This is a genomic window from Mycolicibacter arupensis, from assembly GCF_002086515.1.
Lineage (GTDB): Bacteria > Actinomycetota > Actinomycetes > Mycobacteriales > Mycobacteriaceae > Mycobacterium > Mycobacterium arupense.
In genome coordinates this window covers 97,836-111,785 of the sequence record NZ_MVHH01000007.1, presented here as the reverse complement: position 1 = coordinate 111,785, position 13,950 = coordinate 97,836, and the positions used below count along the sequence as shown (strand labels likewise).

Annotated in this window: 16 protein-coding genes; 9 read left to right on the top strand and 7 right to left on the bottom strand. The window is 68.2% G+C overall.

What is annotated here, in order from left to right:
- Positions 1 to 99 precede the first annotated feature (99 nt).
- The 3 genes from BST15_RS05770 to BST15_RS05760 are packed head-to-tail and all read left to right on the top strand — an operon-like array spanning position 100 to position 2,705.
- Positions 100 to 906: an alpha/beta fold hydrolase gene (locus BST15_RS05770; RefSeq protein ID WP_046190235.1), complete on the top strand. Its 807-nt coding sequence runs from the start codon at positions 100 to 102 to the stop codon at positions 904 to 906.
- A 15-nt stretch (positions 907 to 921) separates the two neighbouring features.
- The gene (locus BST15_RS05765) at positions 922 to 1,845 is read left to right on the top strand and encodes an NAD(P)H-dependent flavin oxidoreductase (RefSeq protein WP_046190234.1); all 924 of its coding nucleotides are present in this window, start codon (positions 922 to 924) and stop codon (positions 1,843 to 1,845) included.
- Between the two features lie 41 nt (positions 1,846 to 1,886).
- Positions 1,887 to 2,705 carry a DUF6498-containing protein gene (locus tag BST15_RS05760; RefSeq protein ID WP_046190233.1) on the top strand — a complete coding sequence of 273 codons (819 nt, stop codon included), beginning with the start codon at positions 1,887 to 1,889 and terminating at the stop codon, positions 2,703 to 2,705.
- Here BST15_RS05760 and BST15_RS05755 read toward each other — a convergent pair.
- Both BST15_RS05755 and BST15_RS05750 read right to left on the bottom strand, forming a co-directional pair.
- Entirely contained in the window at positions 2,702 to 3,613 is a 912-nt protein-coding gene (locus BST15_RS05755) for a hypothetical protein (protein ID WP_046190232.1), read from the bottom strand. The two genes, BST15_RS05760 and BST15_RS05755, sit on opposite strands and share 4 nt — an antisense overlap.
- Before the next feature lie 10 nt (positions 3,614 to 3,623).
- A complete protein-coding gene (locus tag BST15_RS05750) occupies positions 3,624 to 4,661 on the bottom strand; it encodes a TIGR03617 family F420-dependent LLM class oxidoreductase (protein ID WP_046190231.1) in 1,038 nt (345 codons plus the stop codon).
- A 96-nt stretch (positions 4,662 to 4,757) separates the two neighbouring features.
- Between BST15_RS05750 and BST15_RS05745 the strand changes: the two genes are divergently transcribed.
- Genes BST15_RS05745 through BST15_RS05730 form a run of 4 tightly spaced genes read left to right on the top strand, consistent with a single transcriptional unit; the run spans position 4,758 to position 7,399 of the window.
- On the top strand, positions 4,758 to 5,312 hold the full coding sequence (locus BST15_RS05745) for an FKBP-type peptidyl-prolyl cis-trans isomerase (RefSeq protein WP_109370753.1): 555 nt from the start codon (positions 4,758 to 4,760) through the stop codon (positions 5,310 to 5,312).
- A gap of 35 nt (positions 5,313 to 5,347) precedes the next feature.
- Complete coding sequence (locus BST15_RS05740; RefSeq protein ID WP_046190229.1) at positions 5,348 to 6,361, top strand: NADP-dependent oxidoreductase; 1,014 nt, start codon at positions 5,348 to 5,350, stop codon at positions 6,359 to 6,361.
- Positions 6,362 to 6,397: 36 nt separating this feature from the next.
- Entirely contained in the window at positions 6,398 to 7,021 is a 624-nt protein-coding gene (locus BST15_RS05735; protein ID WP_046190228.1) for an FKBP-type peptidyl-prolyl cis-trans isomerase, read from the top strand.
- 12 nt (positions 7,022 to 7,033) lie between these two features.
- Positions 7,034 to 7,399, top strand: coding sequence for an RNA-binding S4 domain-containing protein (locus BST15_RS05730; RefSeq protein ID WP_046190227.1), 366 nt, complete (start codon positions 7,034 to 7,036; stop codon positions 7,397 to 7,399).
- A gap of 3 nt (positions 7,400 to 7,402) precedes the next feature.
- Here the strand turns inward: BST15_RS05730 and BST15_RS05725 are convergent, their stop codons facing one another.
- The gene (locus tag BST15_RS05725) at positions 7,403 to 8,254 is read right to left on the bottom strand and encodes a lytic transglycosylase domain-containing protein (protein WP_046190249.1); all 852 of its coding nucleotides are present in this window, start codon (positions 8,252 to 8,254) and stop codon (positions 7,403 to 7,405) included.
- A 187-nt stretch (positions 8,255 to 8,441) separates the two neighbouring features.
- Between BST15_RS05725 and BST15_RS05720 the strand changes: the two genes are divergently transcribed.
- Positions 8,442 to 10,037: an FAD-binding protein gene (locus BST15_RS05720; protein ID WP_046190226.1), complete on the top strand. Its 1,596-nt coding sequence runs from the start codon at positions 8,442 to 8,444 to the stop codon at positions 10,035 to 10,037.
- A 23-nt stretch (positions 10,038 to 10,060) separates the two neighbouring features.
- Here the strand turns inward: BST15_RS05720 and BST15_RS05715 are convergent, their stop codons facing one another.
- Positions 10,061 to 10,444 (bottom strand): NYN domain-containing protein, encoded by a 384-nt coding sequence (locus BST15_RS05715; protein WP_046190510.1) that lies wholly within the window; start codon positions 10,442 to 10,444, stop codon positions 10,061 to 10,063.
- Between the two features lie 75 nt (positions 10,445 to 10,519).
- Between BST15_RS05715 and BST15_RS05710 the strand changes: the two genes are divergently transcribed.
- A complete protein-coding gene (locus BST15_RS05710) occupies positions 10,520 to 11,293 on the top strand; it encodes an enoyl-CoA hydratase/isomerase family protein (RefSeq protein ID WP_046190511.1) in 774 nt (257 codons plus the stop codon).
- A gap of 24 nt (positions 11,294 to 11,317) precedes the next feature.
- Here the strand turns inward: BST15_RS05710 and tpx are convergent, their stop codons facing one another.
- The 3 genes from tpx to BST15_RS05695 are packed head-to-tail and all read right to left on the bottom strand — an operon-like array spanning position 11,318 to position 13,949.
- Positions 11,318 to 11,815, bottom strand: a complete 498-nt coding sequence (gene tpx, locus BST15_RS05705) for a thiol peroxidase (protein ID WP_046190512.1) — start codon at positions 11,813 to 11,815, stop codon at positions 11,318 to 11,320.
- A gap of 59 nt (positions 11,816 to 11,874) precedes the next feature.
- On the bottom strand, positions 11,875 to 13,023 hold the full coding sequence (locus BST15_RS05700; RefSeq protein WP_046190513.1) for a hypothetical protein: 1,149 nt from the start codon (positions 13,021 to 13,023) through the stop codon (positions 11,875 to 11,877).
- A complete protein-coding gene (locus BST15_RS05695; RefSeq protein ID WP_046190523.1) occupies positions 13,023 to 13,949 on the bottom strand; it encodes a metal-dependent hydrolase in 927 nt (308 codons plus the stop codon). Before BST15_RS05695 ends, BST15_RS05700 begins: the two co-directional genes overlap by 1 nt.
- Between the last annotated feature and the right edge of the window lies 1 nt (position 13,950).

Here is a 13,950-nt window from a genome sequence, read left to right as displayed (position 1 = left end):
GGGGGCAGTGGCCGGTTCACCCCGAGGTCCCCACCACGGGCCCACCAGCGCTACCGTTGCCCCAAGGCGTAGCCGCCTTTCGTGACAAGGAGCACCGACATGCTGAAGTACGAGGTCCATGGAACCGGTGAACCCTTGGTGCTGGTCCACGGCATCACCCACCGTAGGCAGGCGTGGTACCCGGTGCTGGACCACCTGACCGACCATCGCACGGTGGTCCTGTTCGACCTGCCCGGGCACGGCGAGTCCCACGACTTCGTGGTCCGTGACGGCGACGTACAGGGAACCCTGCGCGACGAGCTGGTCGGGCTCTTGGACCAGTTGGGACTGGATCGGCCGCACATTGCCGGCAACTCGCTGGGCGGTCGCATCGCGATGGAGGCCGCCGCCGACAGCTTGGTCTCCAGCGCCACGGTGCTCTCGCCCGCCGCCTACTGGCACAACGCGATCGACTTCGCCTACATCCGCATGATCTTCGGCTTGCTGACCACCGGTGCCCGCCTCATGGCACCCGCCGTGCCGAAGCTGGCCCGCTCACCCCGGGGGCGACGGCTGATGGGCGGGGTCGTGTCAGCGCACCCCGAGCGGATCCCCGCCGAGGAGTTCGTGGGCGACCTCAACGGGATGCGCCGGGCCATTCCGGCCATGAAGAAGATCTTTCCGGCCGCTGAGGTGTTCGACCGTGAGATCCCGGCCGACATCCCGGTGACCGTCGCCTGGGCTGCCCGCGACCGCATCCTGTTGCCCTACCAAGCACGGATCGCCAAGCGTCGACTCCCCCAGGCCCGCCACCTGCGGCTGCACGGGTGCGGCCACGTACCGATGGCCGACGATCCTGAGCTGGTCGCCCGCGTCCTGCTGGAGGGCAGTGCACCCCGTGAGCGCCCCGTGACCCGGCCCGCCTGAGTGCTTCAATAGGCCGTGGCCAACCGCATTCAAGCCCTGCTCGGGGTCGCCTATCCCGTTATCCAGGCCCCCATGACCTACATCGCTCGCGCCGAGCTCGCCGCTGCGGTCTCGGAGGCAGGCGGACTCGGCGTGATCGAAACGCTCACTCCGGAGGGGCGGGCCGATCTGCGGCGGGTGCGCCAACTGACCGACAAGCCGGTCGCGGCGAACCTGATGATCCAGGGGTGGAAGAAGGACCCTTCGATCGTCGACACGCTCGCCGAAGCCGGTGTGCGCCACGTCTTCACCTCCGCGGGGGATCCGGCGCTGTTCACCGCCGCGCTGCACGACGCCGGTATGACGGTGGTGCATGTCGTCGGCTCACTCAAGGGTGCTCACAAGGCCGCCGACGCCGGCGTCGACGCGCTGGTGGTCGAGGGTGTGGAAGGTGGCGGCTTCAAGTCCCTGCTCGGGGCCTCCACCATGGTGTTATTGCCCCTGGTCGCCGAGAACGTCGACCTGCCGATCATCGCGGCGGGCGGCATCTGCGACGCGCGTTCGGCCGCGGCATCCCTGGTCCTGGGTGCCGAGGGTGTGCAGATGGGCACCCGCATGTTGGCCAGTCGTGAATCCGCGGTCCACGCCAATTTCAAGGACGCGATCGTGGCCGCCGGCGACTCCGGCACGGTGCTGCTCGATGTTCCGGGCAACCCCACCATGCGGGTTCTGCGGACCGGGTTGGCCGCCCGCGTCGCGGCACACGAACCGGACTCGCGGCTGCTGGGAAAGATCACCGAGCTCTACTTCGGCGGCGACATGGAGGCCAGCGTCGCCAACACCGGCCAGGTGTCCTCCCGGATCGTGGACCTCTTGCCGGTCGCCGAGATCATTCGCAGCACGTGGGAGCAGATCGAGACCGTGCTGGACGAGGCACGCTCGCGGGCCGGAGGTTGGTGAACCTCTCCCGTCGAAGGACCCCGACAGGACATGATCATGCAATGAGCCACCAGCCCGACGCGGAGCCGGACGCGCGACGACGGCGACTGTCGCCCGTGCACGTGTTCGCCGCCCTGGGGGTGATCGCTGTGCCGGCCTTCGGCTGGTTCGGTCAGCATTGGTCCGGCGCAACGACTGTGGTGGTGTATTGGTTCGAGAACGTGGCGATGTGCCTCTACGTGATCGCCCGCATCGCCATCCACCAACGCCTGAACCCCAAGTACGGCCATTTCCGCTACCAGGGGTCCGGGGCCGGCGACGCCCGCAATGCGACGTTCTTGAGCGGTTTCGCCCTCATCAGCCTGGTGTTCTGCGCGGCCCACGGCGTCTTTCTTGCCGCCATTCTGGCGCTGCTCACCTACAACCGTGCGCCCGAACTCGCGCTGATCGACCTCAACTGGCGCAGTGTCGGCTGGGGCTGCCTGGGGGTGTTCGCCTTCCTGACGCTCGAGTTCCTCACTGATCTGAGCACCCTGCGGCAATGGTCCTTCCGGGAAATCGAAGTCACCGCAAACGTCGGGCTGGGCCGAGTCATGGTCGTGCACATGACGTTGCTGCTCGGATTCGTCGGTATCGCCGCCACCGATGCGCCCAGCGCACTGTTCACGGTGTTCGTCGTGCTCAAGACCATGGCCGCACTGAGCACCGTCATCCCGCAGTGGGAACCGGAGCGACCACCGCGCATGTTGACCAACCTGATGAACCGCATGCCCAACGTCCACCCCGGCGAGAGCTTCGAGGACTTCTGGGCCAAGGACAAGGCGAACGAGCGACAGCGGCAGCGCCGCAACGAGCAGCCCTGGCAGACCGCCTCGTCCTAGTGATTCAGGGCCGGATGAGGTGAGGCCGGGTCGGTAGTGGCCGCGTGACCGGCAGCGCCGAATACCGCGACGGCCACCGCACCGCCCACCGCCGTGCAGAATCCCAGGGCCACCAGCCAGCCCAGCCCGGGAGCGGTGCTGTCTCCCAGCAGTGCCACGCCCACGATCCCGGGCAGCACCGTCTCCCCCACAACAAGTGCGGCAACGGCGCCGTTGACCGAACCCAGCTGCAGCGCGACCGTGAATAAGTAGAAGCCACCGAACCCGGTCAGCACGATCGCCCAGGATGCCGGATCCCGCAGGAGAATCTCGACCCGAAGCGGGTCGACCCCGCCGACCACCCGGACCGCGATCGCCAGGAGACCGTAGAGAACCCCGGAGACCAAGCCGGCCGCGACAGCAGCCCGCGCCCCCAGTAGGCGAATGAGCACGATCCCGATCGCGAAGGCCGCCATCGCGGCCACCAGCAGTGCCAGGTGCAGCCCGCGGGCCGCGTCTCCCGGTCCGGCGCGCCCGGCGGTCAGCCCCAGCACACACAGGGACACGACCACCGTGGCGATGGCCGCCCAGTCGCGGCGGTGCAGCCGAATGCCGAGCACCCAGATGCCCAGCACGGCGGTGACGACCAGGTTGGCGCTGATGATGGTCTGCGACAGAAACAGCGGGATGAGCCGGGCGGAGACGACGCTTCCGGCGAAGCCGATGACATCCAGAACCATTCCGGCGATGAACGCCGTGGTCAGCATTGCGTTCGCGGTCGAGCGCAGGGTCGGTCGGCCGTCAGCGTTGGCCGGCTGCGGGCCGACCTGGTCGGCGGCGGCAGAACTGCGCGCGCCGTAGGCCTGCAGGACCGAGGCCACCCCATAGCCGAAGCAGGCCAACAGCGCTGCAGCCACCCCGATCAGCACGGCACCGACCTCACTGCGCCGCGACGACGTGCTGCCGGCCCGAAATCCTCCGGGCGACCTCGCCGTATTTCACGAATCGCTCGGGGTCGCCCAGCGCGTTGTAGAGAACCAGGCGCGTCGCCACTCCCTGGTACTTGTCCATCAGCTTGTCCGCCAACTCGTCCCACGTCGATTCGGTGGCGAAGTGGGCGAGATGCTCATCGGTGATCTGCGCGGCCATCCCGGCCATATCGCCGGCCTTCTGCCGCTCCCGGATGCGGGCGGTGGTGCCCTCGAAACCCGCCTCGTCCCAGATGAAGGCGTAGTTCGGCGTACTGCCGTAGAAGCTCAAGCTGGCCCGGACGAACTCCCGCTCCTTGTGTCGCTCCGCGTCGCTGTCCCCGACGATCGTCATCGCGGGCACGATCACGGCGATCTCCGAGGCTGCACGCCCGGCCTTCTCGGCTCCTTCGGCCACCTTCGGAACCACGTGGCGGGAGAGGTAGCCGGGCTCACCGAGCGGATGCACATGCACGCCGTCGGCCACTTCTCCGGCCATCCGCAGCATCCACGGATTCACCGCCGCGACATCGACTTTGGGATCAGGGGCGTCGATCGGTCCGGCGCTCCACTGCGGGGTGATGAAATCCAGCGTGTAGAAGTCCCCGTGGTAGTCCAGCTTTCCGGTCCGGAAAGCGGTGAAGCAGGTCTTCACCGCAAGCACGTAGTCGCGCAACCGTGGGCCGGGGTGATCGAATTCGGCCCCGTAGCGGCGCACCACATGAGTGCGAACCTGGGTGCCGAGTCCGAGCCGGAATCTGCCACCGGTGGCCTCTTGCAGTTCCCATGCCGTGGCCGCGGTGACGAACGGGCTCCGCGGAAAGGCAACCGCGACCCCGGTCGACAGGTCCAGACCGGGCGCCGCCTGAGATGCAATGGCGGCGTTGAGATACGCGGTGCGCCCGGCCTCGGTGAAGAGCAGTCCGGAAAAGCCCGCCGCCGCAGTGCTGCGAGCCAGTTCCCCGACCCTTCCCAGCTGCTGCGGAATGGTCATCACGTCAACCTGCACCGGGCGAGCCTACGCGGTTCGCGCGCCGCTGACCGGGCTATCCAGGCCTTGTCGTGGGCGGCAACACCGCGGCCGGTGACCTGTAACGTGACGGGCGTGAAGCCCACCCGGTTGAGTTCTTTCGTCGTCCTTGCGGCCAGTGCCGCGGCCCTCGCCCTGCCCCTTGCCGGAGCAGGACCGGCCGCAGCCGCCGACTCCTGCCCCACCGCCGCCGCGGTCGGCGGCACGCCGGAGTGGACGCTGACCGGAGAGACCGGCAGCGTGGCGGTCACCGGATCCACCGAGACGGCCGCGCCCCGGGTGGAGGTCTCGGCCCCGTTCACGTTGACGTCGACTCAGGTGCACACCCTGCAGGCCGGCAGCGGCCCCGTGGTTCCGGCGACGGCCAAGGTCTCCGTCTGCTACCTGGGTGTCAACGGACGTGACGGGTCGGTGTTCGACAGCAGCTATCGCACCGGCGCCCCGGTGGACTTCCCGCTTGACGGGGTCATACCGGGATTCCAGAAGGCGATCGCCGGCCAGACCGTCGGATCCACCGTCGCCGTGGCGATGACGTCCGCGGACGGCTATCCCGACGGCCAGCCCAGTGCGGGAATTCGGCAGGGCGACACCCTGATCTTCGCGATCAAGATCCTGGGCGCCTCAGGCTGATCCCCGGTGCCAGCCTCATCCGGTACCGTGCGCACATGACCGATCGCAACCGTAGCTTCCTGCTCCGCGAACGTCCCGCCGGCCGCATTGGCCCGGACACCTTCGAGCTCAGCGAGCAGGCGGTCCCGCAGATCGGCGACGGCGAAGCCTTGGTGCGCGTGGACTGGATCTCGCTGGACCCGACCAACCGGATGTGGATCAACGAGACCCCGTCCTACCTGCCGCCCGTGGGCATCGGCGAGGTGATGCGAGCGGCGGGCCTCGGCGTGGTCGTCGAGTCGAATAACCCGAACTATCCGGTCGGCCAGACCGTGCAGGGCCTGACCGGCTGGCAGGAGTATGTCGTCGTCTCCGACTCGATGCCGCTGTTCCCGGTCGATGTCGCCGACGGCGTCTCACCGAGTGCCTATCTGGGCGCCCTGGGCATGACCGGGCTCACCGCCTGGGTCGGGATCCGCGACATCGGCAAGCCCCAGCCGGGCGAGACGGTGGTCGTCTCGGCCGCCGCCGGCGCGGTCGGCTCGGTCGCCGGCCAGCTCGCCAAGGCCAGCGGCGCACGGGTCGTCGGGATCGCGGGCGGTCCACAGAAGTGCGCGCTGTTGACCGATCGGCTCGGATTCGACGCCGCGGTGGACTACCGCGCCGAAGACTGGGCCCGCCAACTGGCCGCTGCCACCCCCAACGGCATCGACGTGGACTTCGAGAACGTCGGCGGCGACATCATGGATGCGATCTTTGCGCGCGTGAACGTCGGTGCACGTATTGCGCTGTGCGGCCTGATCTCGGGCTACAACGAGACCAACCCGCCGCCGGGCCCGCGCGCGTTCGGAAACCTGCTGATTCAGCGCGCCACCCTGAAGGGCTTCATCGTGCTCGACCACTTCCTTCAGGCCGCCGAAGCCAATAGGGAGATCTCCGAGCTGATCTCCGCCGGCAAGCTCACCCCGCTGGAGACGGTCGTGGAGGGCTTCGAGCAGCTCCCGACCGCCATCAACATGCTGTTTGACGGCAAGAACGTCGGCAAGCTCGTGGTCAAGGTCGCCGGCTAGCGCCGCCGGAGCCACCGCGCGGCGGCGGGCTGTAGCGTGACCCTGGTGAATTCGCGTATTCCTCGGTTCGTCGCTCTCACCGCAGGTGTCGCCGCGTTGGCCGCGCCCCTGGCCGGCTGTGGCGGTTCGGACAGCACCGCGTCATCGAAGACGTCGTCGGTCACCGACCTGTTCCTGCCACCGGCCGGCGATTCGGTCACCGCCTGCCCCACCGCACCACCGGCGGACGGTGTTTCGGCCGAATGGACGCTCAAGGGTGCCACCGGCAGTGTCGCGGTGACCGGCTCCACCAGCTCCGCCGCACCGAGCGTCGTCGTCACCGAGCCGTTCACGGTGACCAAGACCGAAGTGCACACCCTGCACGCCGGAGACGGCCGCGTCGTCGGAGACCACGCAACGGTCTCGGTCTGCTACATGGGTGTCAACGGGCGCGACGGCTCGGTGTTCGACAGCAGCTACGAGCGCGGCCAGCCCGTCGACTTCGGGCTGGACCGGGTGGTTCCGGGATTCCAGAAGGCCATCGCGGGCCAGAAGATCGGCTCCACGGTGGCGGTGGCGATGATCCCCGCAGACGGCTATCCCCAAGGCCAGCCGGCCGCCGGCATTCTGCCGGGCGACACGCTCGTCTTCGCGATCAAGATCCTCAACGCCTCGCGCTGATCTGGGGCCGTCGTGGAATCGACCCGGGTGGATCGGTGGCTGTGGGCGGTGCGGATCACCAAGACCCGGCCGGATGCCGCAGCCGCGTGTCGCGGCGGCCATGTGCGGGTCAACAATCGTCCGGCCAAGCCGGCGACCACCGTCGCACCCGGTGACCTGGTCAGTGCCCTGGTCGGCGATCGCACCCGAGTGGTCGAGGTGCTGCGAGTCATTCAGAAGCGGGTGGGTGCTGCCGACGCCATCACCTGCTATCTGGACCGAACCCCGCCGGCCCCACCGCAGGCGGCCGCCCCGATCGCGACCCGGGATCGCGGCGCCGGCCGGCCCACCAAACGGGATCGACGGGCGCTGGAGAAATGGCGGGCCCAACGGGGCTAGGTGTCATTGCGGGTGCGCGGCCAGATACTCCGCCACCGGAATCCGGGACGACGACACATACCCGATCGGCAGCAGCAGGTCACCGGCGGTGGTGCGGTAGTAGGTGTCCCAGCGGTAGTAGCTCGGGAACCCCGCCGGGTCGCCGCCCATGACCGCGGCGTAGTCGTTGACCGCCCGCACGTAGTAGTCCGAATGGTTGTAACCCCAGATCGCCTTGTCGCGATTGGTCGCAAACCCGTTGGCGGCCAAGAGCCGCCCGGCCGCCATGATCGCATCGCGCGGCGAGTGGATGTCGCCTCCGTTGCCGTAGGCCGCGAATGTCGACGGCAGGAACTGCATAGGGCCTTGGGCGGCGTCATCGCTGACCCCGTTGATGCGGCCGAAGCCGGTCTCCACGAAGTTGATCGCCGCCAGATAGTTCCAGGGAACTCCGGAGGCGGCCTCGGCCGCGAGGTAACTGGCCATCAACTCGTTGCCTGGAACCGGGGGCACCACCCGCCAGGGCGGCAGGGTGTCTTTCGGATCGGTGAGTGCCATCAGTGCGCGGCGCGCGTCGATGTTGCGGTCATAGACCGCGAGCAGCGCCGCTGGGATCCGCGGGCGCACGATGGCGTCCCACTCGGGGTGGGCGCCCAGCGTCCGGTAGGCGACCTGCTGGCGGCGCGCCGCGGCGGCCAGCACCTGCTCGGGCGACGAGGTGTTCCGTAACGCCTGGTCGGCAGCCACCAGATCGGCAGCAAGTGCCGCTGGATCCATGCCGGGCGCCGCGCCCGCCGGTGGCGCCGGCATCAGCGCCAGCGTGCAGGCGAACACCACAACGAGGGAGGCCAGCACGCCCCACAGTCGAACAGCCATGCCGTTCATCTTCGCCCCTGTTCCGCCCCGAATGGCGCAGGGCCGGCAACCGGTGCGTCCAGATGGGCTAGAACGTGTTCCGCTTTGCGGCCTTATGCGGTCAATCTGCCCTGGTCACTTCTGTAATGGGAAGACTAGTGGCTGTTAGATTGATGGCCGTTCAATTCGCCTCGCCTAAGGAGTGTCCATGACCACCACCAGCGTGACGACCGACGTCGTCGTGGTCGGGTACGGCGCGGCCGGTACCTGCGCAGCCATCACCGCACGCGAACTGGGCGCGGAGGTCATCGCCGTCGATCGCGCCAATGGTGGCGGCGCCACGGCGATCTCCGGGGGCATCATCTACGCCGGCGGCGGCACATCGGTCCAGAAGGATGCCGGCGTCCACGACACCCCCGAGCAGATGCTGGACTACCTGCGCCTGGAGGTCGGCGACGCCGTCGCGCCCGACACACTGCAACGCTTCGTCGACGGCAGCCCCGAGATGATCGACTGGCTCGCCGCCCGCGGGGTGCCGTTCAACTCGGGCCTGTGCCCCTACAAGACGTCGTTTCCCAACAACCGCTACTACCTGTATCACTCGGGAAGTGAGAACGCCGGGGCATTCCGCGCGCACACCCCGCCGGTGCAGCGTGGCCATCGCGCGTACGGCAAGGGCACATCCGGCAAGAAGATCTACGCGCCACTGGCCGAGTCGGCCCGCAGGCTCGGTGTGGACTTCCGTCCGCACACCACCGTTACCGAGTTGCTGCAGGACCCGTCCGGGCGGGTGATCGGCGTGCGGGCCACCACCATGGGCCAGGCACCGGCCCGCGTCCAGCGTCGTTACGCCCTACTGTCGGCCCTCTCGTCGAAACCGGGTGTCTACTACCCGCCGCTGCGCGCCGCGATGGACCGGCGCCTGGCAAGACTTCAGCGCCGTCACGGCCGGGTCATCGACATCGTCGCGCGACGCGGCGTGATCATCTGCGCGGGCGGCTTCATCGCCAACACGCAATGGCGCCAGCGCTACGCCCCGGAGTTCAACGGTGGGCTGCCGCTGGGCACGAGCGGCGACGACGGCAGCGGCATCGCGCTGGCGCAGAGTGTCGGGGCGGTGGCTGACCGGATGGACAACGTGTCGGTGTGGAAGTTCATCACGCCGCCGAGTGCGTTCATCTCCGCGATCATCGTCGATGCCGCGGGACAGCGAGTGATCGATGAGTCGCGCTACGGTGCCGCCGTCGGTCATGCCATGGTGAAGAACCACGGTGGGCAGGGCTGGATTGTGGCCGACGCCCGGTTGATGTCCGAGGCTCGCGGTCAGCTGCTGACTCAGACCCTCTGGTTCCAGCGCGCACAGGGCGCTGCGCTGATGTTCGGCGGCGCCGTGCGGCGTGCCACGCTGACCGAGGCGGCCCGGGCCGCCGGCATCGACCCCGAGGGCCTGGCGGCCACCGTCGCCGCGCACAACGAGGCGATCGACTCGGGTGCGCCGGATCCGGCGGGTAAACCCGCGGACTTCTGCCGGCGGATCGATCAAGGACCGTTCACCCTGATGGATATCTCGGTGCGGCCCAACGTCTTACGGCCCACCCCGATGCTCACTCTGGGGGGTGTTCGGGTGGCCGAGGACACCGGCGCGGTGCTCGACGCCGACGGCGAACCGATTCCCGGTCTCTACAGCGCGGGACGCACCGCCATCGGTGTCGCCTCGAGCTCCTACGTCAGCGGACTGTCGATCGCCGACTGCGTGTTCGCGGGACGCCGCGCCGGGGCCAATGCGGCGGCGGCCACACCCTAGGGGCCCTAGGGGCCCTAGGGGTCCTAGGGGTCGCCCGAAGATTCCAGCAGGCGCCGAAAGCGTGCCGCCGGGAACGTCGCCGCGCCGGCGGCGGTGACCCGCTGCGCCAGCGCTACATCCGATGTCACCACCGTGATGTCCGGCGGCCGGCCGTGTGCGCCCACCAGCCGGACGATCTCGTCATCGGCGGAGTTGGCACCACCGCGAGGAGCCCACGCGATGGTCACGACGTCCGATGCAATGGGCGGCGACGGCGACTTCTCGAACACGACGGTGACCTCGCCGGACTGCGTCGCCGCCCAGTTTTCGAGACATCGGGTCAGCCGGACCATCGCGGCGTGGCGATCCTTCCACCAGCCATCCGGGCGCACACCGATCACGTTCATCGCGTCGACGATCCACCGCACGACTCCGACGGTACGGTGCAGCCATGAGCCCGCGCTATGACGATGCGGAGCGCGGCGATGAGAAGGAGTGGCGCCATGCCCCTGGTCACCTATGAGTGTCACGAGCACGTCGCGACCATCACCCTGAACCGTCCCGAGGCCCGCAACGCCATCAACGGGGCGATGCGCGGCGACCTCAACGCCGCCTGGGACCGCTTCCGCGCCGAGGAGGACGCCTGGGTCGGGATTCTCACCGCCACCGGGGATGTGTTCTGCGCCGGAGCCGATCTCAAGGACTCCGCGGGCGCGGTCGGCACGTTTCCGGGAACCTTCTGGGAGAAGCCGACCATCAACTCCTTCGAGTCGGGCATGGAGCTGTTCAAGCCGACCATCGCCGCCGTACACGGCCCATGTGTGGGCTACGGCCTGACCGGATTGTTGTTCTGCGACTTCGTGATCGCCAGCACCGATGCGGTGTTCCGCTTCCCGGAGGTATCGCTGGGAGTGCCCACCATCGTCGGCGCGATCCGGCTGCCCCAGCGGGTGGGCTGGGCCAACGCGATGGAACTGCTGCTGACCGGCGAAGCGATCAGCGCGCAGCGCGCCAAGGAGATCGGCCTGGTGTGGCAGCTGGTGGAGCCCGACGAACTGCAGGAAACAGCGCTGGCCTGGGCGCACCGGCTCACCAAAGCCGCTCCCCTGGCTCAGCGGGCCACCAAAGAGGTGGCCTGGCGCGGGGCCGACATCAGCTGGATCGACGCCGTCCGGTTCGGTGAAACCATGCGCAAGGTGGCCGCGGCCACCGAGGATGTCACCGAGGGGCTGCAGGCGTGGCGGGAGCAGCGGCCACCGCGTTGGCGGGGCCGCTGACCTCCCGAATCACCCGCTGATAGCTCAGGCGCCGGTCAGCGCCGCCAAGGCCGCGTCGTAGTCCGGCTCCTGGCCGATCTCGGGCACCAGCTCGGTGTAGGCGACGTTGCCGTCGGCACCGATCACCACGACGGCCCGTCCCAGCAACCCGGCCAGCGGACCATCGGTCATGGTGATCCCGTAGTCGCCGCCGAAGCTGTCCCGGAACGCCGAGGCGCTGGTGACGTTCTCGATGCCCTCGGCGCCGCAGAAGCGCTTCAGGGCGAACGGCAGGTCGTTGGAGACGCACAGCACCGCACCCGCGGCGGCAGCGCGCTCGTTGAAGGTGCGCACGCTGGTCGCACAGACCGGAGTGTCGACCGACGGGAAGATGTTCAGCAGGACCGGCTTACCGGCAAAGCTGCCACTGTCGACCACGCTCAGGTCGGTTCCGGTCAGGGTGAAAGCCGGGGCCGCCGAGCCGACGGCCGGCAACTCACCGGAGGTGTTGATCTGGTTTCCACGTAACGTGATCTGCGCCATGGCAACAGTGTGCCAAGCGCCTCCGTCGGCGTCGACGCCGGGCCGTGTTCGTCGAGAGTTCAGCGCCCGGCGAGCGCCGGTTCGGCGGCGTCGGCCTGTGGCGCCAGGATCGGCGGCACGGTGGCTGCCGCGGCCACACAGAAGTAGGCGACCGTGAAGCACAGCGTCACGTACCACAGCGATCCGACCGGGTCACCGTCGGCGGTCACTCCATCCTGGGCATCGAGGTAGGCCGGCAACGCGATCAACCACAGCACCGTCATCACCGACAGGTAGGCCGCGGCGTACCGAACCATCAGGGGGTTGTCGTAACGGCCTGCGGTGAACAGATTCAGGCGCAACCGCCGCCACTGGGCGATCAGAACCGGAATGGCCACGGCGGTGATGGCGAAAAGCTCTACGGCGTAGGCGATTCCCAGAAGCCTGCCATCGGTGGCGGCGCCCAGGAGCGTGGCCGGCAGCGGCAGGATGAATGTTCCGAGCGCGGCCAGGATCCCGATGACGAGGGTGCGCCAGGTCAGCTGCAGACCGCCGAAACGTCGGCCCGCGTCGACCTGCCGGCCGACGAACAGTTGCACACACAGCGCCAGCGAGGCCGGCCACAGCGCGGCGAACACCACCACGCTGCCCACGGGCACCGAGGTGAACATGGGCTGGTTCAGCGGATTGTCCACCGACCATTCCCACCAGCGCAGCTGCGGGCCGAGGTGGTCGAAGATCTCATAGAAGGCGTGGTGGACGAAGCCGACGCAGACGGCTCCCACGATCGCGCCGTAGCGGCGAAAGACCCCCAGGATGCGAACGATCTCAAAGGAGATCGTGGCCATCATCGGGTAGATGGCCACGATGTACAGCGGCAGCCGGCCCCACAGGAACTCCACGCTGAACAGGTTGTGGGCGAACATCGTGTCGACGTGGTCGGCGATGCCGAACGCTCCGGGGAAGTACAGGGGCGGTTCGATGATCAGCAGGTAGGCGATCGCGCCGAACCACAGCGCCAGATTGGTGGCGTCACCGCGGCGGTAGCGCCTGATCGCGTAGACCAGCGCCAACACCGCCCCGATCACCACGGTGATCTCCAGGACAGGAAGCGTCCAGTTCTCCAGCTGCAGCGGGCTGCGGAATTCCAGCAGGCCACCGGTGTCTCCGCAGGTGAATCCCAGTGACGCGGCCAGCCGCTCGAACGTCGGGGTGCACAGGTCGGGCATCAGGCGCTCTTCTCTTCCGCGGTGTACCACTTGGTGACGTCGTAGCCGTCGTCATAGCGGGCGAACCACTGGTTGGCCAGGGCCGGGATCTTCTCGTGAGCCGGCTTGTGGTTGGGCAGCTGACTGCGGACGATACCGCTTACCGCGGTGAGCATTTCACGCTTTGGCAGATGACTGAACGCGTCGGCCACCGGTCCCTGATCAGCGGGCCAGCCGAACGGGACGCGGCGCCGCCACGCCTGCTTGGCCCGATAGGTGCTGAACAGCGACAGCGCGTCGACCTTGCGGTCTTCCAACGGGACGTGCCGGTTGAACCCTTCGCACGCCACCTTCATCACACTCATCACGTGCTTGAAGATCGACGGCGCCATCCGCATCCGGTACCACGGGTCGTTGATGACGTGGTCGTAGATGAACAGCGCGGAGCTGCGGTGCTCGACTTCCTCGACGAAGTGCCACAGGAAAAGAGAGGCCACCCGATCATCGCCGGGCGCGAACAGGGTGTCGTCGTGGTCGAGCATCAGCTTGAAGACCGGGGTGAAGGTCGCCTCAAGATCGGCGGTGTAGGCCAACCGGTAATCCAGTGATTTCTCGGCAGACATCGTGTCGAACATGGCATTGCATGCATCGACGGTCTCTTTGAGCCCCGGATAGGCCCGGATCAGCGCCTTCGCGTGGCCCCTGTGGGCCATCGAGTGCTGGCCCTCCTGGCGCACGAAGGCGTCGGCCTCTTCGGCGACCGCCGGGTCGGTGATCAATGGCATCGCCTCGGCGATCATGCCGCCGATCATCTTCTCGAAGCCGATCGCCAGCAGCGAGACCGCATTGGCCATCGACGAGAACGCCGGATTGGCTTCGTTCCAGAGGAACGGCACGGGGTACTCGGCGAACGCGAACCGCAGTTTGCGCACGATCAGGTCAGTCATC